This window comes from Methanimicrococcus blatticola, from assembly GCF_004363215.1.
Taxonomy (GTDB): domain Archaea; phylum Halobacteriota; class Methanosarcinia; order Methanosarcinales; family Methanosarcinaceae; genus Methanimicrococcus; species Methanimicrococcus blatticola.
In genome coordinates this window covers 154,139-179,867 of sequence record NZ_SNYS01000005.1, presented here as the reverse complement: position 1 = coordinate 179,867, position 25,729 = coordinate 154,139, and the positions used below count along the sequence as shown (strand labels likewise).

The 25,729-nt window shown below is 41.2% G+C and carries 30 protein-coding genes; 23 read left to right on the top strand and 7 right to left on the bottom strand.

The features are described from left to right. The first annotated feature begins 40 nt into the window (after window positions 1-40). Window positions 41-604: a hypothetical protein gene (locus tag C7391_RS00905; protein WP_133516662.1), complete on the top strand. Its 564-nt coding sequence runs from the start codon at window positions 41-43 to the stop codon at window positions 602-604. A 267-nt stretch (window positions 605-871) separates the two neighbouring features. Here the strand turns inward: C7391_RS00905 and C7391_RS00900 are convergent, their stop codons facing one another. Further along, window positions 872-1,288 carry a hypothetical protein gene (locus C7391_RS00900; protein WP_166627342.1) on the bottom strand — a complete coding sequence of 139 codons (417 nt, stop codon included), beginning with the start codon at window positions 1,286-1,288 and terminating at the stop codon, window positions 872-874. A gap of 405 nt (window positions 1,289-1,693) precedes the next feature. Between C7391_RS00900 and C7391_RS00895 the strand changes: the two genes are divergently transcribed. From C7391_RS00895 to C7391_RS00825, 15 genes are all read left to right on the top strand, one after another. After that, entirely contained in the window at window positions 1,694-2,284 is a 591-nt protein-coding gene (locus C7391_RS00895; RefSeq protein WP_133516660.1) for a 50S ribosomal protein L15e, read from the top strand. Further along, window positions 2,285-2,740 carry an RNA-binding domain-containing protein gene (locus C7391_RS00890; RefSeq protein ID WP_133516659.1) on the top strand — a complete coding sequence of 152 codons (456 nt, stop codon included), beginning with the start codon at window positions 2,285-2,287 and terminating at the stop codon, window positions 2,738-2,740. Continuing rightward, window positions 2,727-3,671 (top strand): RNase P subunit p30 family protein, encoded by a 945-nt coding sequence (locus C7391_RS00885; protein ID WP_166627341.1) that lies wholly within the window; start codon window positions 2,727-2,729, stop codon window positions 3,669-3,671. The genes C7391_RS00890 and C7391_RS00885 overlap by 14 nt, the downstream gene beginning before the upstream one ends. 322 nt (window positions 3,672-3,993) lie before the next feature. Beyond that, window positions 3,994-4,332 (top strand): Rpp14/Pop5 family protein, encoded by a 339-nt coding sequence (locus C7391_RS00880; RefSeq protein ID WP_166627340.1) that lies wholly within the window; start codon window positions 3,994-3,996, stop codon window positions 4,330-4,332. 204 nt (window positions 4,333-4,536) lie between these two features. Next, complete coding sequence (gene psmA, locus C7391_RS00875) at window positions 4,537-5,325, top strand: archaeal proteasome endopeptidase complex subunit alpha (protein ID WP_394343198.1); 789 nt, start codon at window positions 4,537-4,539, stop codon at window positions 5,323-5,325. A gap of 125 nt (window positions 5,326-5,450) precedes the next feature. Beyond that, window positions 5,451-6,164, top strand: coding sequence for a ribosome assembly factor SBDS (locus C7391_RS00870; RefSeq protein WP_133516656.1), 714 nt, complete (start codon window positions 5,451-5,453; stop codon window positions 6,162-6,164). Window positions 6,165-6,376: 212 nt separating this feature from the next. Beyond that, a complete protein-coding gene (locus C7391_RS00865; protein ID WP_133516655.1) occupies window positions 6,377-6,787 on the top strand; it encodes a hypothetical protein in 411 nt (136 codons plus the stop codon). A 96-nt stretch (window positions 6,788-6,883) separates the two neighbouring features. Beyond that, entirely contained in the window at window positions 6,884-8,005 is a 1,122-nt protein-coding gene (gene rrp4 / locus C7391_RS00860) for an exosome complex RNA-binding protein Rrp4 (RefSeq protein WP_133516654.1), read from the top strand. 55 nt (window positions 8,006-8,060) lie between these two features. After that, window positions 8,061-9,248 carry an exosome complex exonuclease Rrp41 gene (gene rrp41 / locus C7391_RS00855; RefSeq protein ID WP_133516653.1) on the top strand — a complete coding sequence of 396 codons (1,188 nt, stop codon included), beginning with the start codon at window positions 8,061-8,063 and terminating at the stop codon, window positions 9,246-9,248. 2 nt (window positions 9,249-9,250) lie between these two features. After that, window positions 9,251-10,045, top strand: coding sequence for an exosome complex protein Rrp42 (rrp42, locus tag C7391_RS00850; RefSeq protein WP_133516652.1), 795 nt, complete (start codon window positions 9,251-9,253; stop codon window positions 10,043-10,045). A gap of 120 nt (window positions 10,046-10,165) precedes the next feature. Further along, a complete protein-coding gene (locus C7391_RS00845) occupies window positions 10,166-10,501 on the top strand; it encodes a 50S ribosomal protein L37ae (RefSeq protein ID WP_133516651.1) in 336 nt (111 codons plus the stop codon). Window positions 10,502-10,641: 140 nt separating this feature from the next. Further along, entirely contained in the window at window positions 10,642-10,779 is a 138-nt protein-coding gene (locus tag C7391_RS00840) for a DNA-directed RNA polymerase subunit P (RefSeq protein ID WP_133516650.1), read from the top strand. Window positions 10,780-10,784: 5 nt separating this feature from the next. After that, the gene (locus C7391_RS00835; protein WP_133516649.1) at window positions 10,785-11,375 is read left to right on the top strand and encodes a hypothetical protein; all 591 of its coding nucleotides are present in this window, start codon (window positions 10,785-10,787) and stop codon (window positions 11,373-11,375) included. A 9-nt stretch (window positions 11,376-11,384) separates the two neighbouring features. Continuing rightward, a complete protein-coding gene (locus tag C7391_RS00830) occupies window positions 11,385-11,630 on the top strand; it encodes a KEOPS complex subunit Pcc1 (RefSeq protein ID WP_133516648.1) in 246 nt (81 codons plus the stop codon). Between the two features lie 468 nt (window positions 11,631-12,098). Next, window positions 12,099-12,311, top strand: coding sequence for a hypothetical protein (locus C7391_RS00825; RefSeq protein ID WP_133516647.1), 213 nt, complete (start codon window positions 12,099-12,101; stop codon window positions 12,309-12,311). Window positions 12,312-12,473: 162 nt separating this feature from the next. On the opposite strand, the gene C7391_RS00820 is transcribed toward C7391_RS00825, so the two are convergent. Both C7391_RS00820 and C7391_RS00815 read right to left on the bottom strand, forming a co-directional pair. After that, the gene (locus C7391_RS00820; RefSeq protein ID WP_133516646.1) at window positions 12,474-12,908 is read right to left on the bottom strand and encodes an adenylyltransferase/cytidyltransferase family protein; all 435 of its coding nucleotides are present in this window, start codon (window positions 12,906-12,908) and stop codon (window positions 12,474-12,476) included. A 54-nt stretch (window positions 12,909-12,962) separates the two neighbouring features. Continuing rightward, entirely contained in the window at window positions 12,963-13,730 is a 768-nt protein-coding gene (locus C7391_RS00815; protein WP_133516645.1) for a hypothetical protein, read from the bottom strand. A gap of 575 nt (window positions 13,731-14,305) precedes the next feature. Here C7391_RS00815 and C7391_RS00810 point away from each other — a divergent pair. Together C7391_RS00810 and C7391_RS00805 are read left to right on the top strand one after the other, a co-directional pair. Next, window positions 14,306-15,808, top strand: coding sequence for a homocysteine biosynthesis protein (locus C7391_RS00810; protein WP_133516644.1), 1,503 nt, complete (start codon window positions 14,306-14,308; stop codon window positions 15,806-15,808). Continuing rightward, window positions 15,805-16,203 carry a 4Fe-4S dicluster domain-containing protein gene (locus C7391_RS00805; RefSeq protein ID WP_133516643.1) on the top strand — a complete coding sequence of 133 codons (399 nt, stop codon included), beginning with the start codon at window positions 15,805-15,807 and terminating at the stop codon, window positions 16,201-16,203. Before C7391_RS00810 ends, C7391_RS00805 begins: the two co-directional genes overlap by 4 nt. Window positions 16,204-16,570: 367 nt before the next feature. Here the strand turns inward: C7391_RS00805 and C7391_RS00795 are convergent, their stop codons facing one another. Both C7391_RS00795 and C7391_RS00790 read right to left on the bottom strand, forming a co-directional pair. Further along, window positions 16,571-16,900 (bottom strand): P-II family nitrogen regulator, encoded by a 330-nt coding sequence (locus tag C7391_RS00795; protein WP_133516642.1) that lies wholly within the window; start codon window positions 16,898-16,900, stop codon window positions 16,571-16,573. 22 nt (window positions 16,901-16,922) lie between these two features. Beyond that, window positions 16,923-18,128: an ammonium transporter gene (locus C7391_RS00790; protein ID WP_133516641.1), complete on the bottom strand. Its 1,206-nt coding sequence runs from the start codon at window positions 18,126-18,128 to the stop codon at window positions 16,923-16,925. A 682-nt stretch (window positions 18,129-18,810) separates the two neighbouring features. Here C7391_RS00790 and C7391_RS00785 point away from each other — a divergent pair. From C7391_RS00785 to C7391_RS00775, 3 genes are all read left to right on the top strand, one after another. Beyond that, window positions 18,811-19,209 carry a hypothetical protein gene (locus C7391_RS00785; protein WP_133516640.1) on the top strand — a complete coding sequence of 133 codons (399 nt, stop codon included), beginning with the start codon at window positions 18,811-18,813 and terminating at the stop codon, window positions 19,207-19,209. 210 nt (window positions 19,210-19,419) lie between these two features. Next, the gene (locus tag C7391_RS00780; RefSeq protein ID WP_133516639.1) at window positions 19,420-19,608 is read left to right on the top strand and encodes a hypothetical protein; all 189 of its coding nucleotides are present in this window, start codon (window positions 19,420-19,422) and stop codon (window positions 19,606-19,608) included. A gap of 545 nt (window positions 19,609-20,153) precedes the next feature. Continuing rightward, entirely contained in the window at window positions 20,154-21,764 is a 1,611-nt protein-coding gene (locus C7391_RS00775; RefSeq protein WP_133516638.1) for a CTP synthase, read from the top strand. 39 nt (window positions 21,765-21,803) lie between these two features. Here C7391_RS00775 and C7391_RS00770 read toward each other — a convergent pair whose 3' ends face one another. Next, entirely contained in the window at window positions 21,804-22,472 is a 669-nt protein-coding gene (locus C7391_RS00770; protein ID WP_133516637.1) for a hypothetical protein, read from the bottom strand. Between the two features lie 11 nt (window positions 22,473-22,483). Then, entirely contained in the window at window positions 22,484-23,392 is a 909-nt protein-coding gene (nth, locus tag C7391_RS00765) for an endonuclease III (RefSeq protein ID WP_317852533.1), read from the bottom strand. 102 nt (window positions 23,393-23,494) lie between these two features. Here nth and rnz point away from each other — a divergent pair, with 102 nt between their 5' ends. Both rnz and C7391_RS00755 read left to right on the top strand, forming a co-directional pair. Then, window positions 23,495-24,415, top strand: a complete 921-nt coding sequence (gene rnz / locus C7391_RS00760; RefSeq protein WP_133516636.1) for a ribonuclease Z — start codon at window positions 23,495-23,497, stop codon at window positions 24,413-24,415. Window positions 24,416-24,619: 204 nt separating this feature from the next. Beyond that, complete coding sequence (locus tag C7391_RS00755; protein ID WP_133516635.1) at window positions 24,620-25,546, top strand: mechanosensitive ion channel family protein; 927 nt, start codon at window positions 24,620-24,622, stop codon at window positions 25,544-25,546. The last annotated feature ends 183 nt before the right edge of the window (window positions 25,547-25,729 follow it).

The window sequence follows — 25,729 nt, the reverse complement described above, 5'->3', positions numbered from 1 at the left end:
CTAAATAAGTATTTTATAAATTGAGACATAGTTTAAACTGATGGAAGCATATGATAATAAAATAAATAATATAAAAAAAGACATTGAATCTATTAGATCCGAATTAGATAGTGATACGTCTTATAAAACACATCAAATAGGTCTTGCATACAGGACAGAATGCCCTTCTATTGGCTCAAAATACGGTGTTACTGGAGTTGTCATCAAAGCTCTTGAAATTCGTATTGATGATCTCCTTCTTGAAAAAGAAAAAGAAGCCCAAGATAAAAAATTAAGAGAAATGGAATTAGAAAAGGCAAGAATTGACTTGCAAATTACTATGTATGCTAATTTATCATCTAAATCTGAAGCTAATATTTTTGATATGTCTAGTGTTACATTGGAAAATGCAGTTGAAACAATAAATAATCTTTCTGATGCCGAATTGAATTCTGTTGATAAAACTGAACTTTTAAAAATACTTGAAGAAATGAAAGTTTCAAATGAAATAGATCGGGAATTAACAACTATAAAAGCATTGAAATTCTTGGGTGGGAAATCAAAAAATGTCATAAAGGCCTCTATTCCATATATTTTGAAAATCCTTTATCCTACTATTTTTTGAATTGATTTAAGATGCTGGCTTTGTTTTTTGGATGGAATATAATAACTTCATCATGAATACAGATACGTATATAATGACAAGTAACTTACATCAATGAAAAATTGTTAAATTCTTTCTTCAAAGCTGTTTATTTATTATCGTTTTGTTGTATGCTGTTGAAATCTATTATTTAATTTTATTATAAATTCAATTTGATTTTAATCGTCTCTAATTAATGGAATAATGAAAAGGATTTTCAAAAATTGAGTATGTATTCCTCATTTTTTGTCATTTTAATTTTTCTTTTTGTTTTAAAAGGTTAGTAAGTCTTGTATAATTTTCATCTCTTTTCTTATCATCCTGCTTTTTTTCATCGGAAAGGGTTAATAACACATCATTAATCAATTTTGATAAATCTTCAAGGATGTATGGTGTTTTATTTTCCATAGAACTATAAAGATAAACCGATAAATCTAACACTTTTTCATTTAGTTTGACACTAACGAAATAATTGTTTTTTTCATCTTGGGTCATGTTAAATATCATAATGATGGTTTCCCCAATAGTTGGTTCATCTATTGCTTTTATTTCGATAGATGGGCTTAAATCTGCAATTCTATTATTCAGATTTATCAGGTGTCTATTTAATGGATCAGTAAACTTTTTAGTTTTTAAATCACTTTCATTTATTTTATCTTCCAACAACACAATTTCTCTATTGATCTGATCTATTTTGTTTACTTTAAGTGCTGTATTTGAAGTCTATGCCATTTTTAAAGAAATTATTATGGTTATTAATGTTGCAAAAAAGAATAGAAATGTTGCAACAGCTAATAAAAAATTGTAATATGAAGGTGCTGATGGATCGTCAAAAGGCATCAAGTTGAAGTAGCTAATAAGATTTTCTAAAGTCATAACTATTTAATGTAGAAATAAGTTTTTGAAGGTTATGCTGGTGTATTGCAAATGGGGGTGATTTCTCTCTTTAAAAACCTTTAAATGCAATGAACGGATATGGCACATGTTTCATTTCGGGATCCGTCCCGTTGGAATGTGGCCGGCAAAAGATGACGGCTGAACCGTGAAACTACAAAAAATTGGTGAAACAAAATGGTAAAATCTTACTATGGATACGTTAGGGACGCCTGGAAAAAACCGGAAGAAACCTACGTGGATGAACTCAGATGGGAACGCCTCCAGACCTGGAGAAAAGAAGGTTCCGTTACAAGAATTGAACGCCCGACAAGAATTGACCGTGCCAGATCTCTCGGCTACAAAGCCAAGCAGGGCATCATTGTCACACGTGTCAAAGTCAGACGCGGCGGTCTCAGAAAGTCCAGATACATCCGCGGAAGACGTACACACAACATGGGTATGAACAAAATTACCGCCGGCAAAAGCATCCAGAGAATCTGTGAAGAACGTGCCGGACGTAAATATCCGAACATGGAAGTCCTCAACTCCTACTGGGTTGCTCAGGACGGTAAATTCAAGTGGTACGAAGTTATTCTCGTCGACCCGAACCACCCTGTGATTCAGAGCGACAAACGCCTGAACTGGCTTTGCAACCCCGCAAACCGCGGCAGAGCACAGCGCGGCCTCACCAGCGCCGGCAAAAAGGGCAGAGGTTTAATGGTCCGCGGAACCGGTTCTGAAAAGAACAGACCGAGCCTTCGCGCACACATGAACAGAGGAAAGTGATTGATTCATCATATCAATTTTCGCGTCATTGCGCACGCGACAGAAGATTTGTCCGGAGTCGACTCGGCTCTGGACTTTTTTTTGGCACCTTGCCTGTCTCCGAAAGATAATCTCACAGATTTGAAAGAGACAATCGAAACCGAAGGGCACTTCAACAACCCGATTCACATTCAAACCGCCGTTTTAAAGAAAAAAGGCGCCTGTTCTAAATTTGTTCAATTCTTCAAAGAAAACATCAGCGAAGACGATTTGGAAATCCTTCGCGAACAAATGCCCGAACGTTTGGATGATGATTTAAATTTCTACATGCGTTTTTCAAAGCAAGCCGCAGCCGCCGGCAAGCTCAAATTCACCGAATCTTCTGACGCGATTTTTGTTCGCGTCAAAATTGAAACCTATCCGAAATCATGGGAAAAAGCTGGTCCCATCGTGGAGGAATTGTTTGGCTGCAAATAATCCGAATTCGATTGAAACCGGTCAATCCAATCAATTTGATTGTTCCGTCCAATCCAATCAACCCGTTCAATCCAAACGGTATTTTGATTACGTTTCCGTTAATCTGATTGAAGATCTTTGTTCCAAAGCGGCGGAAAATCTTAATTCTGATAATTTAGATTCTGATGATTTAGATTCTGATGATTTAGATTCTGATGATTTATTTTCATTTACGGAACACGTTGATTCATTTTTCAAAAAATTCGGATTCACGGATGTCATTCTTTTCAAAAAACCCGGCAAATTCGATTCCGATTTCAGCGGTGTTTATCACTCTTTATTAAACGGCGACGGTGCTGTTCGCTATTATAACGGCATTGAAATTGAAGCCGAAAACGAAAACGCGCTTCATTCTCTGATTCGAAAAGAAAGACCGAACGCCGATTTCATTGCTGTCCGCTCATCCGATGAAAAAGTCATCCGCGCGGCAGCCGAGTCGCCGGAAGCAGACCTTGTCATTCCCGTCACTTATGCAGCAGGTCGGGCGCAGAACGGCAGCAGCAATCTTCATGTCAGTGCAGGTCAGATCAATCACATTGTTGCAAAAATCGCGCGGGATCGGAAAACCGCTTTCGGATTTGATTTGTATCCGTTTTTGCAAACCAAAGGATACCGCCGAAGCAAACTGTTTTCGGACTGTATGGAAATGATTCCGGTTCTGAATAAATACAATGTTCCTGTTTTGACAATCAGCGGCGCAATTTCATTTTATGATGCGCGCGGACCTTATGAATGTGAAGCTTTCGGCACGCTTCTCGGATTGTCGCGGGAAGAATCAGCCAAAGGCGTTTCTCAATTTCCTGCAGAAATTATTGAACGCCGGAAAAAGCAGCGGTCCGGTCAAATCATCGCTTCGGGCGTTGAAATCTTGACAGAAGATCTTCAGGATTAATTTGTCGGGTTGTGTTGTTTATTTGTATTGTTGATTTACGTTATTGATTTGCATTATTGATTTACGTTATTGATTTGCATTATTGATTTACGTTATTGATTTACGTTATTGATTTGCATTATTGATTTGCATTATTGACTGTGCTGTTTGTATATTTTTTATATGTCGGTAATATTTATAAACAACAAAAGCCATTTCTCGGGTGTAATGACATCACATTTATTGTGAAAAACGAAGTTCGGCTGATTTTTCAGTTTTGAACAAAATGATTAAATCTACTTATGTTCCTTTTATCTGTATTTCTCAAAACAGGTGTATTCATTTGGAACCGCTCTTACCGTCACTTCGAAAACGAAAAAGATACATTGCCGTTGAAGTCATCAGCGATGCTCCCGTTCAAAGAAACGCTTTTATCGCGGCTGTTTCTCAAGCGGGGTGCGCTGTTTTAGGCGATGTCGGGTTTGCCGTTTGCGGCATTTCTGTTCTCGGGTTCGAAGATAATGTCGGCATCGTTAAGTGTTGGCACACTTCTGTTTCACAAACAATCGGCGTTTTGACGTTTATGACATGGATTGACGGACAAAAGGTGATTGTGCGGGCTGCGGGTGTTTCAGGAACCGTCAAAGGCGCGCAGATCAAATTTCTTCAAAAAGGAAACTGATAACCGTTTGATTTTCGGTTGATTTATCTGACCGGGCTGACCGTTTGATTTGACAAACGGTTGACTTTCCGAATCTTTATATTGTTTGATTCGTATAAAACAAAAATTCATATTTATTTTTAATACAATTTCTTAAAAATAAAAATTAAATTTAATAAAAACAAAATAATCTAATAAAAACAAAAATAACAGGAGACTTAAATCATGAAAGATATGGCCCCCCAAATGTACGACCGCGCAAGCACAGTCTTTTCTCCGGACGGCCGCCTTTATCAGGTGGAATACGCCCGAGAAGCTGTTAAGAGAGGAACAACCGCTGTCGGTATTAAGGTGCAGGAAGGTGTCGTTTTATTGGTTGACAAACGCGTCTCAAGCCGTTTGATCGAATCCAATTCCATCGAAAAGATTTTTCAGGTCGATGACCACATCGGTGCCGCGACATCCGGTCTCGTTGCCGACGCTCGCGCATTGATTGACCGTGCCCGCGTTGAAGCGCAGGTCAACCGCGTTTCTTACGACGAACCGATCGGTGTTGAAGTCATTTCCAAGAAAATCTGCGACCACAAACAGACTTTTACGCAATACGGCGGCACACGCCCGTACGGCACTTCTCTTTTGATTGCAGGCGTTGAAGACAGTACGCCCCGCCTGTTCGAAACAGATCCGAGCGGTGCGCTTTTGGAATACAAAGCAACGGCCATCGGCGCCGGACGCGCTCCTGTCATTGAAGTCTTTGAAGCGGATTATAACGAAGAAATGTCGTTGGAAGACGCCATTCTTCTCGGCGTTGAAGCACTTTACAAAGCGGCTGACGGTAAATTCAAGCCCGAGACGCTCGAAGTCGGCATTATTCCGGTTTCAACCAAAGATTTCCGTAAACTGACAACCGAAGAAGTCAAAGTTTACGCTGACAAAATCTATGAGAAATATCCGAGAACTGAAGGCGAATCGGCTGCTTCAGGCGCCGCTTCTGACGAAGATCTCGACATCTGATTTCTTTAATTCAAAAATCCGCTCCGGCGGATTCTTTCTTTTTCTTTTTGTTTTTTACCAAAACGCTTTAAATGAAATTAAACATAAAAACAGTAATCTCTTAAAATATATCAGGATTTGATTTTATGGTCTCACTTGACGATGCCGTGACGGCTCACATTAAAAAAGGAAGCAAAGAGTTTGAAATTCTTGTCGATCCTGAGCTTGCGCTCGCTTACAAGCGCGGCGAAGAAATTAATATCGCCGATATTTTGGCGGTTGAAACTGTTTTTGAAAACGCGAGCCGCGGTGATAAAATTGCCGACTCCGATTTGGTTTCAACTTTCCAAACAGATGACGTGCTTCAAATCGCTTCCATTATTTTGAAAGACGGTGAAATTCAGCTGACAAAAGAACAGCGCAAACGTTTTTTGGAAGAAAAAAGAAGATTGGTTGTGACGTTCATCGCTCAAAACGCCGTCAATCCGCAGACAATGGCACCGCATCCGCCGCAGCGCATTGAAATTGCGATGGAGGAAGCCAAAGTCAACATTGACCCGATGAAAAGCGTTGACGACAACGTCCAAATCACAATGAAAGCGATTCGCCCGCTGATCCCGATCCGCTTTGAAGAAGTCAGCGTTGCCGTCAGAATCCCGCCGCTTTACGCACCGAAAGCGTACGGCGACATCTCCGGCTTCGGAAAAATGTTGAAAAACGAATGGCAAGGGGACGGTTCATGGATTGCCGTCGTCAGAATTCCCGCCGGCATGCAAACCGATTTTTACGCCTTGTTAAACCATTTAACAAAAGGAGAAGCAGAAACGAAATTGATTAAGGATGACGCGCCGAAAGAGTAATTTTCGGCGACTAAACATTTTAATTATTTCAAATTTAATTATTTCAAATCTTTTTAAAATCTTTTTATTATTTCTTTTTTTTAATTATTTCTTTTTTATTTCCTGACTTCATTTTTCTTTAATAATTAAAATCTCACATACGACCGCTAATTCCGAATTCTGACCTGAGCAAAGCGAAGGGCAGAATCGGAATTTGCGGCTGCTCAAAGAAGATGCAGAAGCGTATGGAGATTGCCGCTTTTTTCTTTTTGCTGTTTCTTTGCAGTGACTTCTCTTTGCTATTATTCTCATTGCTGCTGATTGTGTTTCCGTTGCTCGTGTTGCTGCTGCTCTTGTTGCTGCTACTCTTGTTGCTGCTGCTCTTGTTGCTGCTACTCGTGTTGCTGCTGCTCGTGTTGCTGCGTACATCTGCTTCTTTTTATCACATCCGTTCGCTTGCGCGAACGGGGGCACAGCTACCTTCCGTTCGCGCTTGTCGCCGCTCGGGTGCTGCTTTGCTGCCGCTCGGGTGCCGCTGTCCCGTTGCCGCTCTGTTGCTGCTTTCTCTGCTTGCTGTCGATAACCGCCGGTGCCGCGCGCGAGCCGCACCATTTTTAAAAAACATTCATCAAACGGGGTGGTGATTCCCGTTTGATTTAATTTTCGGGAATTTGATTTTCGTGAAAGACTATAAAAATGATTAAAGCGTACGGTATAAAACTTAATGAACAGAGGATAGAATGGATAAAAAAAGAATTGTTATACCCGGAGAATTGCTTTCCGATGACCCAGCAATGTCCGGCTCCGGAACATATATTTCCGGCGGAAAAGTCTACGCCTCGGTGTGCGGACTTTTGACCCAGAAAGGAAAACTTTCTGTCCATCCGCTGACAGGTCCCTATATGCCGAAGAGAAACGATCTTCTTATCGGCTATGTGACAGTTGTCACGTCATCGAATTGGATTTTTGACATTAATTGCCCGTATGAAGGGCTTTTGCATGTCACCGAATATCCGCTGCGTGTTCCTTCTGAAGAAATGACGCAGCATTTTGGAATCGGTGATACTGTTTTGCTGAAAGTGACCGATGTCAACGCGGAAATGAAAGTCGAATTGACTTACAAAGATCCCGTTTGTAAAAAACTGACAAGAGGGCGCCTTTTCGAAGTGCCGTTTTCAAAAGTTTCACGCATCATCGGCCGCTCAGGCGCCATGATTTCAATGCTCAAAGCCAAAACCGGCTGCGATATTTTCGTCGGCGGCAACGGGCGTATTTGGATGAACGGCGACTCAACCGATATGGACATTTTAATGAGCGCGTTGAAGAAAATCGAATCCGACGCCCGTCTTCCGGGACTCACAGATTTGACCGCTGCATTTATTGATGAACAATATGAAGCTGCCGGCCGCAAAGCACATGACGTCGTCCAACCGAAAAAGAGCAAGAGCGTTTCAGAATCCGTTGACTCTGTTCCTGAAAAGAAAGCAAAGACGGTTACCCGCAAAAAGAAAAGCGATGCTGTTGAAGATTCAAAACAAGTCATTGAATCGGCTGAAGCAGCCTTGGAAGAATTGCCGAAGAAAGAGCGAAAATCTAAAAAAGCGGCGGAAAAGGATTCAAAATTAATTCCGGCGGTCGGCAAATCTGTTGCTGTCGGCGATTCTGTTGAAGATGCCGCGGTCGAGTTTGATTTTGTTCAAAACGAAACCGTTGCGCCGGCAGGATCCGACGTTAAAAAATCAACCGCGAAAAGACCGCGTTTAACGCAGCCCGAGGCTTTCAAGCAAGAAAATTGTTCCTGTTTTAAGAGCGTCTTCTTTACACACCCGCCCGTTCACCAAGGCAATAAGTCTGACAGGTAAGTCAAAATCGTGAACGGAAACTTTAATCATTATATTTATTCTTGGAGAAATTGAAATGAGTTCAAACCAAACCGATGTGGTTTTTTTTGATGAAAATGGTCTTCGAACAGACCAGAGAAAACCCGACGAAATCCGCCCAATGAAAATTAAAATCGGCGTTTTGTCACGCGCAAACGGCTCCTGCTATTTAGAATGGGGCGCAAACAAAGTGATTGCCGCAGTTTACGGCCCCCGCGAAGCGCACCCGCGCCGCATGCAATTGGCCAACAAAGCAGTCATCCGCTACAGATACAATATGCAGTCTTTCTCCGTGGAAGACCGCGCCCGTCCCGGGCCGAGCCGCCGCAGCAGTGAAATTTCAAAAGTCAGCCGCGAAGCGTTCGAGCCTGTTCTTTTCGCTGAAGATTATCCGAAAGCGGCCATTGACATTTTCGTTGAAGTGCTTCAGGCCGATGCCGGCACAAGAACCGCTGCAATCAACGCTGCGTCATTGGCGCTCGTTGACGCAGGCATTCCCATGCGCGGGCTTGTTTCCGCTTGCGCTGCCGGTAAAGTCGGCGGCAAAATCGTTTTGGACTTGAACAAGCCTGAAGACAATTACGGTGAAGCCGATTTGCCGATTGCCATGACCGAAGACGGCAAAATCACATTGATTCAAATGGACGGTCACTTAACGCCGTCCGAATTCGAAGAAGCCATGGAGCTTGTTCAAAAAGGCTGCCGCCAGGTTCTTGAAATTCAGAAGGCGGCGCTTTTGGAAAAGTTCGCGTCCGTTATGGATGACGATGAAGAAGAAATTATCGTTGAAGAAGAAATCGAAGACGATGCCGAAGCTGATGTGGAAATTTCAGTTGAATCCGAAGATGCTGACGAAGCTGATTTTGACGAAGATGACATTGACGCTTTCGTTGCCGAAGTTTCCGAACGCCTCGCAAAAGACGTTTCTGCAATCATTCGCAACTATGAAGCTGAAAAATGTGAAACCGACATTGATTTGGCAGACGGTCTCTTTGAAGACGAAGATTTAGACATTGTCATTATAGAAGACGATGAAATGGATGCGGATGATTTGAAAGAAATCGAAGCCTTCGTTTCCGATATGGCTGACGATGACGAAGAGTCAGATGACGATGATGATGATTCTGACGATGACGAAGAAACCGATATTTTTGTCATTGACGCGGAAGATTCTGATGAAGAAGAATCCGACGAAGAGTTTGATGATGACGAGGAGGAGGAATAATTATGGCACACGAAGTACTTTCCGCTTTAAAGAGAGATTTTATTCACAATTTAATCGTTGAAGGCAAGCGTGCCGACGGCCGCGATTTCAGAGAAATGCGCGACATCTCCGTTAAAACAAATGTCATTGCCAAAGCCGAAGGATCCGCTTATGTCAAATACGGCGAAACCAAGATTTTGGTCGGCATTAAACTTCAGAAGGGAACGCCTTTTCCGGATTCTCCGGGCGAAGGCATTATTATGACCGGCATGGAACTCAATCCGTTGGCATCACCCGACTTTGAAGCCGGCCCGCCCCGCGAAGAAGCCATTGAAATGTCAAGAATCGTTGACCGCGGTATTCGCGAATCTCATTCTATTGATTTGAAAAAGCTTTGTATCAGAGAAGGCGAGCTCGTCTGGATGGTTTTTGTTGACATCAGCGTGATTAACGATGCCGGAAACATTGTTGATGCTTCCTGTTTGGCATCTATTGCCGCTTTATTGACAACCACCGTTCCGGCAGACGAAGCAAACGGCTTTGATTCCATTCCGCTGCCGATGCAGAACATTCCGGTTGGCGTGACAGTCGTCAGCATTGACAACACGCTCATTTTGGACCCCATTTCCGATGAAGAAAATGTCTGCGGCACAAAGCTGACAATCATTACGGAAAATGACGGCGCGATTTCCGGTATGCAGAAAAGCGGTGCAGAACCTTTACTTCCCGAGACTGTTTTGGAAATGGTCAAACTTGCGGGGGAGAAGGGAGCCGAATTAAGGGAAAGATATTTATCTAATCTTTCTATAAGAGGTTGAATCTTGTTTTAATACATTCAACCTTTTTGATTCAAACAGCGCGATACAATCGTTTTTTGAGTCATTCAAGTTAAATTTTCAAAATGATATGCGCTTGGCGCTTTATTCAGGTGAAACATTATGGTTAGAAAAAACAACTCACGCAAAGGTAAAGTTTCCAGATCTGCCGGCAGATTTGGTGTCAGATACGGCAGAAAGGACAGAAAGCTCGTCGCCGACCTTGAAGGACGCACAAGAGGTCCGCACACCTGTGCAAAATGTGACCTCCCGACCGTCAGAAGAATCGGTACAGGCATCTGGGAATGCAAGAAATGCGGCTTCAAATTCGCAGGCGGCACATACATTCCGCAGACCGCTGTCGGCAAGACATTCCAGAACACAATGAAGAACGCTCTTCAAGACAGCTCCATGAAATACCACTATGATTTCTTGGACGAAGAAGAAGACGAAGAGTAAGGAAACAGAGGCTGTGAGGGCCATTTCTGTTTCTTCTTTCTTTTTATTTTTTGGTATTGATTGTATCTACATTAATTTTATATGTTGAATTATCTAAATTGTAATTCGACTTTTCAGAATGAATTAAAAAGGTGACTTATTTGTCTTATTACTGTTCCCATTGCAAAAGAGAAATTGACATCGACTATGAAAACGCAGGTGTCCGCTGTCTCTATTGCGGCCACAGAATTCTCGTTAAAAAACGCCCGGCAACCATTAAAAGAATTAAGGCCGAGTAACAATGATGCTTCTGACGTCTTCCCGAAAACCTTCTTTCAAAACTAAAATTTTATGCAAAAAGCTGGCACTTTTTTGTGACGCAGCTTACATGACGCGCGGTAAAATGCCGTTGTCTGAAGTTTTGGAAAGGGGAAGCGGAGCCGTCTTGTGTATCGTCGGGGAATTTCATGGAAATCCCGGCAGCCTTTCTTTTTACGATCCTTCCGGACGCTTATTTTTATCACTCCGTTTTTCGGAAACTTCTTTTGATCCTGTGCCGCAGGCTGAGCTTCGTTACGGCGAACGCCTTTTTTACGGCTCCGACTCTTCTCCGCTTTTTGCTTTTTTGAATATGTTTGTGATTGAAGACAAGGGTTTGGTTATGCCGCCCGAGTCTTTAAACGATTTGTTTAAGCACAATAAAAAAGATCCGCCCAAAGAGCTTGGTGAAGTTCGCGCTGTTCCGTGGGTTTTCAAAGGCGAATCCAAACCGAAATCCAACGGGGCTTATGTTCGCCGTTTGTATATTCAGGATGACCGTTTGGATTTTTATTCCAACGACCGCTTATTCTTGAGATTGTATATCAAAGGAATAAAATCCGATATCACTCACTGAGGCGATTTTTTGAAAGCTCAAGCCCGTTTTTCAATCACAACGAAAACCCCGGAGTTGCTTTCCGATATTTATCAAAGCCTCCTCCCCGAAACGAATGAATCCATTTCAGACCGCTCCGTGATTTCGCTTTCTTTAGAAAAAGAGGGGCTTGTCTTGGAAATCCAAAGCAGTGACATCATTTCACTCCGCTCCGCGCTGAACACATGGCTTCGGTTAATTCAAACAGCATACGATGTCGCTTCCGCTTCTTATTAAGTCCCGCCGATTCCCGCCGATTTTTTATTAATGCCGCTGAATAGTTTTAATTTTCAATTATAATCTCAAACCTTTTTATAATACAATACAACCCGATTCAACCGCCCGCTAATTTTCGATTCTGAACGAAGCGAAGCTGAGCGAGGAATCGGAAGTTTGCAAAAATTGTTCGCTTCGCTCACAATTTTTCATGAGCAGTGGGGGGCGGTGTTTATAGAAAATCGCTTCGCGATTTTTATCCGTTTCGCTGAAACCCGAAACAACTGCCCGCTAATTTTCGATTCTGAACGAAGCGAAGCTGAGTGAGGAATCGGAAATTTGCGGATTCGTACTCAGCCGATACAGCAAAAACGAAACATGGATTTTCGATCAGATTGATTTTCTTTTTTGCTTAGTTTCGTTTAATTTGCTGCGTTTATCGATTGTTGCTGTGTTTATTGGCGTTGTTGCGTTTACCAGCGTTGCTACATGTACCTGCTTCTTTTTGTCACAGCCGTTCGCTTCGCGAACGTGATGCTGCTACCTTACCGTTTCTGTTTTGCTGCTGCTACCTTACTGTTTCTGTTTTGCTGCCGCTACCTTATCGTTTCTGTTTTGCTGCTTCTATCTTGCCGTTTCCGTTCTGTCAGTCGCTGCCTTGCCGGCACAAGCTGCTGCCGGCAACAGCCGCACTGCGAATAAGACGCATCGTATTTATCATGTCTGCAAAAAACGGGGTGTGTTCTTTAGATGAAATGCAAAGAGCATGGTTTTCTTTGATTAAAATGTAAAAAAAGGGGTGGCATATTTTCTTATGATAAACTGCAAAAAAGATAATTTAAAATTTGTTTGAATCGAATTTTATTATTCAATCGGCCGGTGTTTCTTTTTCCGCTCAATGATTTCTGCGGCAATTGCCCGGCTGCTGTAAAAATCGCCGCCGATTTGCGGCAGACGCATCACTTTCGGGAAAAATCCGCGCTTGTTTAAGGCTTCTTCCAATTCTTTTTCTTGGAATTTTTGGTCAAAGCCGAGAACAATGATGTCGGGTTGAATTTCTGCAATCGGCTCAAAATAATCCGTTAAGCTGCCGAGAAGCGCGAAATCGACCGGCTTCAATGCAGAAACCATTTCCAAACGCTGTTTTTCGGGAATAATCGGCGTCGGTTTGTGATTGACATTGACATCGCGGCTGATGATGACATAAAGTTCATCGCCGAGCATTTTTGCCTGCTCCAAAAAATAAAGATGTCCCGGATGTAAAATGTCAAAAGTTCCTGTTGCCAAAACGCGCGTCAAAGGTGTCACCTTGAAAAGCAATGTTCGGCATGAAATAAAAGATTATCCGAGCGTTTACCGGTTTGAATTGAAGACGGGATTGTCGGCACTCAAAAATGTGACCGACAAAACAGTTTTATCTTTTGTTGATTCCGTCAGTTTCAAATTGCCGGAGTAACGGTAAAGAATCATTTTCGCAACATAAAAAGACAGACTCATCCTATCGCCGGTCACGCTGTTCGTATCTTCATTTAAAATAGTTTCAAGCGCATTTCCGGGAATTGAGAAGTTGTGAATTTCTACTTTAACGTTGCATTTTTTCAATCCGTCTTCTTGAAATTCGGAAGTTGTAAATGATATCTTGTGTTTGGTTTCATTATCCAATGTAATTTGAAACATCAAATCAAATAATTTCGGAAAAGCGGAATCTGCAAAAACACAGATATCATTGCCGTTTATTTCAATTTCTCTGTCCGGGTATTTTGAAATAATTCGGTTCATACAAGCGTAAAAGGAATAAAAGCCGAGATTTCCGCCGCTGTAAACAAAAGGCTCAATCTCTTTAATGGCTTCAATATGCTCTAAACTCTTTTGAGAGGCTTCTTCAACCATTGAAAGATATTTGTCTTCCTTCTTTAATTGGTAAAGATCAAGCGCCATAAAAATAGCATTTTGATAGTTCTTCAAATCATGTTTGAATAAATCATAGAAGCGGTGACCGAGTTCAAGATATCGTTTGGTATATGTATCAATAACCGCTCCTTCCGGGTTCAGCAATGTTACATCGGGATATTTTTGACTCTTTTCCATCATAATCGCCTGTTTTAATGATATAATTCCCATTTCTTTGAATTCTAAAAAAGTATAACTGCAACATTTTATTTAATATGAGTGGTCTATTCGATATTATTTTTAAAAGATTTTTATATTTCCGAGCTACCTGTATATTGCATTGTTTTATTCGAAAATATTACTGTCAGTTATATTTCAGTGAAAAATTTATATACTTTTGTATGTTCTAATTGTTACTGCACAAATCATTCAAATTTATGAACATTTGTAAAATATTTGCATTTGTCAATATTTCAATAAGAGTCTCTTAAAAAAACTTATGAGATTCTTAAAATCTTTGAATGTGGCAGTTTCGGTAGCAGAATTTATAATCAAAAGCGTAATAAATGAATAGCTTTTACATTCTGATTCCGTCTTGTATGAATCATCTTTCATGGAATCATTTTCATGGAATTATTTTCATAGAATCATTTTCATGAAATCATTATCATGAAATCATTTTCATGGAATTATTTTCATAAAAGGTCGGGCGAATCAGGTTTTAATACTAAATAAAAATCAAATCAAACATACATATCTTATAACGGAAATCGCTGATGCGGTTTTCTTGAAAAGGAGACGAATAAATGGCGAAAACGATTGCTGAAATCAATGAAAAAATCGCATCCGGTAATGTCTGTGTCGTGACAGCTGAAGAAATGTCTGACATTGTAGATAATATCGGTGCCGAAAAGGCGGCTAAAGAAGTTGACGTGGTGACCACGGGGACTTTCGGCGCTATGTGTTCTTCAGGCGTTTTCCTCAACTTCGGTCACTCCGAAATCCCGATTAAAATTACGAAAATGTTCATGAATGACGTTGAAGCGTACAGCGGCATCGCTGCCGTTGATTCCTACTTGGGCGCAACGCAAGTGTCTGAAAAGCTCGGCATTAAATATGGCGGCGCACACGTCATTGAAGATTTGATCTGCGGCAAAGAAGTTGAAGTCGTTGCCCAGTCCTACGGAACGGACTGTTATCCGAGAAAGGAGTTAACGACGACGATTACGCTGGATGATTTGAATCAGGCAATCATGGTGAATCCGAGAAATGTTTACCAGAGATACGATGCCGCAACGAACGGATCGAAGAAAATTATTCATACTTACATGGGCGAACTGCTCCCGGATTTCAAAAATGTGACGTATTCCGGTGCCGGCATTTTGTCGCCGCTTTCCAATGATCCGACTTACAGAACCATCGGCGCGGGCACCAAAATTTTTATGGGCGGTGCCGAGGGTACGGTTGTCGGCGAAGGAACGCAATGTTCAACAGCGTCCGGCTACGGAACTCTCATGACAACGGCAAATCTCAAAGAAATGACAAAAGAATATGTCAATGCCGCCAGTTTCGAAGGTTACGGAACCTCTCTGTTCCTGGGCATCGGTATTCCGATTCCGATCTTGGATGCCGAAATGGCACAGGCAACAGCTGTCCGCGATAAAGATATTGAAGTCAGTATTAAAGATTACAGTATCGGCAAGCGTGATCGTCCGGTTGTCAGAAATGCCAACTATGAAGAACTTCGCTCGGGCAGCATTTCGCTCAACGGAAAAGATGTTACGACATCCTGTATGTCCAGCTTCAAGAAATCCCGTGACGTGGCAGAAGAGTTAAAGCGCCGCATTGTTGCGGGCACTTTCCTGCTCGGCGCAAATACGACAACGCTGCCGCCGAAACAATCGACCAAACCCATGAAAGAAACGAACAAGACACCTGTCGTTCGCGATGTCATGGGCGAAAAAGTCATTACGGTGGATGAGTCTGCCGGCATCATTGAAGCGGCCGGACTCATGAAACAGAATGAGCGCAATCATGTTTCCGTTCTTTCAAACGGTAAACTTGTCGGCATCATTACATCGTGGGACATCTCAAAGGCGGTCGCGGACGGGAACACCGATACGGTCAACGCTTGTATGACAAAAAACGTGATTACCTGTTCACCTGATGAAACCATTGATGTGGTTGCCAAAAGACTGACGGAATTCAAGATTTCCGCAATTCCTGTCATTGACAGCAATCAAAATGTAATCGGCATGTTAACAAGCGAGCACATCAGCAAACTTTTCACAAGGGGGAAGCATGAATGAAACTTAAAATCAGTTTTCCAGAAGAGCGTGTAAAATCACCGATTTTATCCGAAGTGATTATCAAAACAGGCATTCTTGTCAGTATTGTTTCCTCTCACGTGGATTCAAAAGGCGGCGAAATCATTATTGAAGTCATTGACAAAAGTTATGAAGCCATCAAAGATGAATTTGAATCCCGCGGGGTCGCGGTTCAGCTGTTGGATACGCTGATCTGCCGGGATGAAAAAGAATGCGTTGATTGCGGCGCCTGCATTTCCGTTTGTCCGTCTAAAGTTTTCGGATACGCCGAAGACTGGAGCTTGACGATGGATACTCAAAAATGCATTCGGTGCGGTCTTTGTGTCGGCATGTGCCCGCATCAGGCTTTATCGATTGACGGAACGGATTGTGAATAATTCCGTTCTCTTTTTTATTTTTTAAAAAACATGGTCTGTTTTGTTGATTCTGATTCTAAAAGACCGTTTTCATTTTTATTGATTTTAAAAAACAGTGTTCATTTTATTGATTTTAAAAAACAGTGTTCATTTTATTGATTTTTAAAAAAAGTGTTCATTTTATTGATTTCTTGAAAAGCGGAGCGGCTCGCGCGCGGCGGCAGCACCATAAAAATATGAAGTAAGAATCGAGTAAAAAATGAAAGAAAAATGAAAAAAATGAAAGAAAAATGAAAAAATGAAAAAATGAAAGAAAAATGAAAAGAAAAATGGAGGAAAAATGAAAGAAATATGTTTTTCTTTCATTTTAATCATATTCAGTCGGGGTTCAGTAAAATACTTCACCGGTTCTGATGGTGATTGCTTTTTCAACGGGGACGACAAAAATGCGGCCGTCTCCGATTCTTCCGGAGCAGGCGGTTGTTCGAATAATGTCAATTACTTCATCCGCTTTTTCATCGCATGTCGTGAGTTGAATTTCCGTTTTTTGAATCACATCAACATGAATCGGTTTTCCTCTGTATTGCAGGCAAACGCCTCTTTGTTCACCGCGCCCGGAAACTTCCGTGACGGTCATGCCGAAATAGCCTTTGTCAGCCAGTGCCTGTTTGACCGCGTCGAATTTTTCGGGGCGGATTACTGCCATAATCATTTTCATATTTTTCACCGTTTAAATTTTATTAAGCGCGTTCTCCGTGGTTGGAAATGTCCAGTCCGAGATCTTCTTCGATTTCAGAGACGCGAAGTCCCATTACTTTTTTGACGGCAAGCGCGATGATGTATGTCATGATGAATGAGAAAACAACAGCGATAATCGCATCTCCCGCATTGACGGCAAACTGCATAAAGTTGCCTTCAATCAGACCGCCGACACCGGCCAGCGCGGAAGAGGCGAAAATGCCGGTTGCAATCGCGCCCCAAAGACCGCCGACACCGTGAATGGCCCAGGCATCCAAACTTTCATCCCATCCTTTTTTGACGCGGAATATTAAAGCGTAATAACAAACGAGGGAGGCAATGCCGCCGATGATGATTGCCGGAAATATTTCGACATATCCGGCAGCGGGTGTGATGCCGACAAGACCTGCCAACGCTCCTGAAACCAGACCGACGGCACTGGGTTTACTTTTGATGGAACTGACAATCATCCAGATCAGTGCGCCCGAAGCGGCGGCAAGTGCCGTGTTCATGACGGCAAGTGCTGCAATTCCGTCCGCGGCAAGTGCTGATCCGCCGTTAAAGCCGAACCAGCCGACCCACAGAAGACCTGCTCCGAGAAGGGTCAGTGGAATATTTTGGGGTGCAGAAACCATTTTTGTTTCGCCGAAGCCGGAACGTTTGCCGATGACAAAGGCTGCTGCAAGCGCGCCGAAACCGGCGCTGATGTGAACTACCGTTCCGCCGGCAAAGTCCAATGCACCAAGCGCGTGTGCCCAGCCGCCGCCCCACGCCCAGTGCGCCAGCGGGTCATAAACGAGTGTGGTCCAAAGAAGACCGAAAACAATGAATGACGCCAGTTTCACGCGTTCGGCGAAACCGGATGTGATAATTGCAAGGGAAAGGCCTGCAAAAATCATTTGAAAAGCAATGAAAAGAATGTCGGGAATGCCTTCAACGATTGTATCTTCCATGCCGATTCCGATTAGTCCGGCATAATCCAAGCCGCCGATGAGGCCGCCGATGTCCGGTCCGAATGAGAGGGAATATCCGAAGAGAACCCACTGAATGCTGACAATCGAAAGCGCCAGAAAGCTGAGGAAGACCATTGAAATGATATTTTTTTTACGAACCAATCCGCCGTAAAAAAGACCTAAAGCAGGTACCATAAGTGTTACAAGAGCTGTACAAATAAGCAGAAAAGCTGTTGAACCGCTGTCTATTGCCAAAAGTTTTCACCTTTTATTTTTTGAAATAATTTGAATTTTGGTTTTGGTGTTTGATCGGCGATGCACAATCGGATTGCTGCCGCATTCCGAATTGTAATGCGACAATCAATCAGATTTTTTGGGGATTTTGGGGATTTGCTAAATTTTGTCTAAAGGTTTTGTTTCAATTTTTTCTATACTCAGTTTTAATTTAGGTTTAATTTAGGCTTAATTTAGGTTTACAATCAAATTCTATATTCTATAATTTGGTTACTGAATTTGATTTTTGACAATTTTCCAAAGAACTTCATCTTTTTATTTTTGTCAACAATAAATTGAAAAATTCAGTGATATATAATATTTTTGTATCGATTTTATGCCGAATAAGTTATATTTATAAAAATACGAATATGTATTATCTGGTAAAACAATCTCTTTTGATATTGAAAATGTTTGTAACTATAATGATTAAAAATAGAGTTTTTACTAATAATCATTATAATATTTTTCAATTTATTTTCCGTTTTTTTCAATTTATTTTCCGTTTTTTCAATTTATTTTCCATTTTTTCCATATTCTCATTCATTTTCAATTTGTTTTGAGAAAGCGGCGTTGCTTTTAATCCGGTCATTTAATCTTTTCGTTTTTGAAAATTTCATAAATTATATCCGCTCGGTGTTTATTTTGATGCTGAGGAATTATAATGAAAACTGAAAACAAAATTGTGATTATTTTATTTTTAATGGCTTTTTCAACCGTTTTTCTACTGTATGCCGTCATTTCGGCTGACCATGCGTCTTGGACATCTGCCGGCGAAAACGCTGTTATTCCGACGGTGGCGGATGTCGGAAAAACGGTTTATGCGGAAGGGTTGGTAATGAGTAAAAAAATGACTTTTAAGGGCGAGCATTTGATTGTTCAAATGGAATGTGATGATCATACCGTTCTGCCTGTTTTTATTCCGAAATCATCCGGCGCGTCTGCCATTTATTCAAAAGTCGATGTTGACCGCCGAATCGGTGTCAAAGGGTCGGTTGAGGAGTACAACGGTTCACTTGAAATTGTTTTGAAAAATGAAAACGATTTTCATATTTTGAATTGATCGGGGTTATCATCAAATATATATCGTATTAAAGAAAATAACTATTCAGGTGAACGAAAGCGTTGACCGGAGATTTATTTTCATTTTATTATGAATTGAATCTGATATTCACATTGCCGTTTGCGGCGTACGTCGCCGGCTTCAGCGGTTTTCAATGTACGGGGAAATTACATCGAAAATCGAATTAATTTAATCTATAGATGATGAACCATGTTCACGGCAGAAAATACGGAAGGGTTCAGTCAAAAAATTCTTGACCAAATGAACGCTGAAGTTAAGGAAAAAATGAAAAAATACGACCCGAAATCAAAAGATTATAAGAAAAAATTGGCGGAAGTGGAAGATGAAGTCTTTGATGACTATTGTTGTAATTCCTTTTCCCCGTCTATGAAATTCTGATTTCTGTTTCTAAAAGTCAATCGGCAAAGGAGAAATCCTTTGCTTTTTATTTTGTTTTATTCTTTTAATTTTCTTTTTCATTTTTGTTTTCTTTTCGCTTTTCTTTTTCATTTTTGATTTTTCTTTTCCTTTTCGCTTTTTATTTTTCATTTTTGATTTTTCTTTTCCTTTTCGATTTTTCTTTTTCATTTTTGATTTATCTTTTTATCGAAATATTCAGATTTTATTTCAATTCCTGATTATAAATTCGAAAACGGATTAAGGATACTTATTTTATTTTTTTGTTAAACATTAATTATTTATACGACCACCCTACTATCTTTAAATTTAAGTTAATCGCGATGATTTTCGATTGGAATTGACATTTTGACAGATTCCGTTTAATCGAAAACAATCACAAGCGCACTCAAAAAAATATCGGCTCGGGTTGTAATCAATTTCTTGATTATTCAATCATTGATTACTCAATTGTTGATTTTCAATCCTTGATTTCAATTCATTCGGGCTGAAAAATTCAGGATCAAACTAAAGCAGGAATTCAAAATATGAAATACATTGTTGTTACGGGCGGAGTAATTAGCGGTCTCGGTAAAGGGATTACCACAGCATCAATCGGAAGAAACCTGAAAAACAGAGGTTACAAAGTGACGGCTGTCAAAATTGATCCTTATTTGAATGTCAACGCAGGAATCATGACGCCGCTTCAGCACGGTGAAATTTGTGTTTTGAATGACGGCGGCGAAGTTGATTTGGACCTCGGCAACTATGAACGTTTCTTGGACATTGATTTAACGGCCGACCACGACATCACGACCGGCAATGTTTATTCCACTGTTCTTGACCGTGAGCGCCGCGGTGAATTCCTCGGAAAAACCGTTCAGATTATTCCGCATATCACGAATGAAATTAAAAACAAACTCAGAACCGCAGCGAAAAGAAGCGGCGCAGATGTTTGTATCATTGAAATCGGCGGCACTGTCGGTGACTATGAAAGTATGTTTTACATGGAAGCCATCCGCCAGATGAAAAATGAAGAGCCTGCCGGAAATATGAAATTCGTTCACGTCACGCTTTTCTTTGATGACACGCAGGGCGAGCAGAAAACAAAACCGACACAGCACTCTGTTAAAGAAATGAGAACGCTGGGTCTTTCTCCTGATTATATTGTCGGCCGTTCCACGCTTCCGCTGAAAAAGGAAACGAAAGAGAAAACGGCTCTTTTCTGCGACGTTCCTGAAGAATGTGTTATCAGTGCTTACAATGTGAGAAATTTGTATGAACTTCCGAGAATTCTCGATAAAGACGGGTTGACCGACCATTTAATCAAAGCGCTTAATTTACAGCCGCCCGAAAATCCGCCGGCAACCGACTGGGATGAAATGGTTGATCAAATGGCGAAGGTCGCCGATTTGCCGGATTCTGAAGCCGTCAAATTAGCCATCGTCGGAAAATACACAGATTTGCCGGACTCTTACATCAGTGTTTTTGAAGCGGTCAAACACGGATCAACCGCCGCAGGAATTAAAGCGTCTGTTGAACTCGTCAGTTCGGAAAAAGTCGAATCTGACCCGTCCGTTCTTAAAAGTTTGAAAAATTATGACGGTCTCATCGTTCCCGGGGCTTTTGGTGAACGCGGTTCCGACGGCATTGTTAAAACCGTGAAATTCGCGCGTGAAAACGACATCCCGTTCCTCGGAATCGGATTCGGCATGCAGGCCGCAGTCATTGATTTCGCTGAAAACGTTGCTGGTCTGAAAGGTGCCAACACAACGGAATTGGATATCGGAACAGAATACCCTGTCATTGACGTGACGACCAAGGAATGCGATATATCCGGTTTCCGCGGCATTATGAAAGTCGGCGAATACGAAGTTGCCGTCAAAGAAGGAACCCTCGCCCGTAAAATTTACGGCAAAGACGCGATTTCCGAAAGATTCAGAAACAGATACGAAGTCAATAACGAATTCGTTAAAGTTCTCGAAGAAAAAGGTCTCGTCTTCTCCGGCGAAATCAACGGCATGAAACAAATCATCGAATTGCCGGATAAAAAATTCTTCATCGGCACGCTTTATCACCCGCAGTTTAAATCCAGACCCCAAAGAGCGGAACCGGTTTTTACTGAGTTGGTGAAAGCGGCGAAAGAGAATAAGAAATAATTTGAGATTAATGCAACTTCTATGAAAATTAGAAGTTTTTTATATTTCATCATGCTCCACATTCTCAATTATTTTTGGGATTTGTAAATATTTTTCGGCAAGGTCTTCTAATTTACATAATATTATTTCAAGGTCTTCTGTTCCATCTTCATAAAAGGATCTCATTTCATTTATATATTCATCGGAAAGGGTGGGGTATGTTACATGACAGAGTTTAATATATTCATCTTTTTCATCTAATTTCTTTTGGAAGATACTTAATAAATCTTCAATTTCTTTAAGGATTTTATTTATTTTTTCAAATTTGAATGATTCAATATTTTTAAATAATTCATTTAACTCATACCCCATTTTTTTTAATTCATATATATTATTTCTAACATTATTCGGTTCAAAAATTTTTGGATTTATTTTCAAAATTTTTACAGGTTTTAATTTTCCACCACCAGCTGTTGACGAATAAATTAAAAAATCTCGTTGTATCCAATAAAATTCATTGAATTTTATATAAATCTGAGATAGCGTTTTACGTCTTATTACTAAAAAGTTAATTATTCCATCAATTAATAGAACAAATCCACTAGCAAATATTCCTAACAGAACTGTTAACCAGAATGAATTCTGTTGTTTATACAAACAATATGAAATAAAAAAAGAAGATAAACAAACAAAAAACATTATCTCAATCAATAATCTATATGCTTTCATAATCTTTCTCCTCAAACAAAAGCCGACGGACACATATCCTGAATCGCACAAACATCACATCTCGGTTTTTTTGCGTCGCAAACGCGCCGTCCGTGGAAAATCAATGTCAGCGACAAGTCGTCATACTCTTCCCTTTTTGCCAATTTCATTAAATCTTGTTCAATTTTTTCAGGATCTTCATGTTCGGTGAATCCGATTTTATTGGTCAGTCTTTTGACATGCGTGTCAACGGCGATTCCGTCATTGATACCGAAACCGCGGGAGAGGACGATGTTTGCTGTCTTTCGGCCGACGCCGGGCAGTTTGGTCAGTTCTTCCATCGTTTCAGGAACAATGCCGCCGAAATCTTTTAAAATCATATTGGCGCTGCCGATGACGTGTTTTGTTTTTGAATTGAAAAAGCCGGTTGAATAAATGAGTTTTCCGAATTCGTCGGGGTCGGCGGTGGCGTAGTCTTCAATCGTTTTGTATTTTTTAAACAGCACTTTCGTGACCGTATTGACTTGACGGTCGGTGCATTGGGCTGACAGAATTGTTGCGGCCAAGACTTCAAACGGCGTTTCAAAGTCCAGCTCAACATCCGGTTTCGGGTAGAGCTGCTGCAAAATTTCCCAAATCGCGTTAAAATTCGGACGGTTGTCCGGCTTTTTTGAAATCGGAAACTTCGGAAGCTCGAAAAGCGGGATTGGTTGAATTGTGCGTTTCACGACAGGCATTTCCGTGACTGTTTGACGCGGCGTCTTTGTGTCGGGCTTTCCCGCTGATTTTTTGAAAGCGGCGGGTCTCGGTGTTTCTTCTATTTTCTTTTTTGCCGACTTCGACTGTGTCGCCGGCGTTTTTGAGACTGTTTTTGTTTTCGTCTCCACTTTTGTTTTCATTTTCGATTCAGCTTCTGTTTTTGTTTCTTTCTTTGTTGCCATCATAATCCCCGTTGAAAATCCTGATATTAAATTTGATTTTGAGTATTTGAATTTTTAAATTGAAACTCATATTTTAAATAATTAAAGACCTTTTGATTTTCCATGCTTAAAATTACGTTTCTCGGAACGGGCGGCGCGCTGCCTTCCAAAGAGAGAAATCCGGCCGGCATCATGGTCAACAGAGAAGGTGAGCTTTTGCTTTTTGACTGCGGCGAAGGCTCTCAGCGGCAGATGATGACAGCAAAAACAGGCCTCGTCAAAATCAGCGCGATTTTTTTGTCTCATTATCATGGCGATCACATTTTGGGACTTCCCGGTCTTCTTCAGACGATGGGATTTTTTGACCGCGAAGAGAAACTTGAAATCTACGGACCCGACGGGCTTTTTGAAGTCATGGAAGCCTTTGAAAAACTCGGCACCCACAAACTTCAATATCAAATTATTTTAAAAACACTCGCACCGGGAGATATTGTTCAGCGCAACGGTTACATCATTAAAGCCGTTCGCGCCGACCACGATCGACCTGCGCTCGGTTTTATTCTTGAAGAAGAAATGAGGCCGGGTCGGTTCAACCGTGAAAAAGCAATCGAACTCGGCGTTGAGCCCGGCCCGAATTTTGCCAAACTCCATCGCGGCGAAAATGTCACGCTCAAAAACGGCACCGTCGTTTATTCAAAAGATGTTGTCGGTCCGATGCGTCCCGGCCGAAAGATTGCTTACAGCGGCGACACCCGTGAAACCGATGTTTTCTTCTACGAATCTGAAGGTGCCGATCTTGTCATCCATGAAGCGACATTCACATCGGAAATGGAACAACAAGCCTACGAATACGGTCACTCAACCGCCAAAGGTGCCGCCAAAATGGCCAAAAAATACAACATCCGAAAACTGATTCTCACGCATCTCAGCCCGCGCCTGACCGATGAAGAAGAAAGCGTTTTGGCCGATGCAAAAAGCGAATTCGAAAACGTGAGCGTGGCAGAAGATCTGATGGAAATCGATGTTGAACTCAGAGACGAATAAAATCTCTTTTTTAATTTTTTATTTTTTTTCTTTTATTTCATTTTTTACTATTCGGAGACGACTCAACCTTAATTTGGTTGTCTAACTCTTTTGCCAAACGTTAATTCTTTTGTTAAACGTCCTATTAAATATTTATAAAAATAACTTAATACTGGATTATCCTATAACAGGTTTACATTCAAATATATTTTAAAGGTGGAAAATATGGCATTACTTGTTGATATTAATTTATTGGAGCGTTTTGAACAGACAGTCGATAATATGGTTGCATATTTTGTTGACAATCTGCCCGAACTTATTTTTTCATTAATCATTCTGATGGTGACCATTTTTGTCGCAAAAATCGTTGACAACCGCATTACCAAATATTCCGGCAAATTCCAAAAAGGAATGCGAATGGACCCGACAAAATTCACGATGTTGAAGCATATCTCTGTCGGATTTGTATACATCATCGGTTTTATCCTTATTTTTTACACGATTCCGGGGCTCCATGCCTTGTCTTCAACTCTTTTGGCCAGTGTCGGCATTCTCGGTTTAGTCCTCGGTATTGCCGCTCAGGATACATTCGGCAACATCATTTCCGGAATCGCGCTTGTCTTTTTCCAACCATTCCGTGTCGGTGACCTAATTACGGTCGGCACAAATTACGGGCGCGTCACGGATGTCAATTTAAGACAGACAACAATCTTGACCGCCGACAACCGTTATATTTTAATTCCGAACAGTTCGCTGAACAAAGAAACCGTTATCAACTGGACATATGATGATACACTTGTCCGCTGGTCTTGCACCATCCCGATTTCTCACAACTCAAACATTGACCGCGCCCGTGAAATTATGTTAGAAGAAGCCCGCAAAAACCAATATGTTTTATCCCGCGAAATTTTAGAGCGCAAACACGTGAATTTCTCAGCTGACGTTCGCGCCCGCGTCTCCGATGTCACGCCGCTTGGCGTCATTATGCTGCTTGACTTTTGGGTCGATGACAGAGACAACGCCGTTCCGGCAGAATATGCGATTCGCGAAGCCATTCAAAAAAGATTCTATGATGACCCCGACGTTTCAACGCCGCTTCCGCATTACGTCTTTTCAAGAGATGATAAAACAGATATTTCTTCCCATCTTTAAATGAGATTTTAATGAAATCGGTTATTCCGATCTCATTTTATTTTTATTTTCCATTTTCTTTTTTATTTCCCTATATTTCCATCTTTCTTTTTTCCCTTTTTTCTTTTCTTCTTTTCCCTTTTTTCCTTTCCTTCTTTTTCCTTTATTCTATTTTGTTTATGAATCTTGAAACGGTTTTACCCT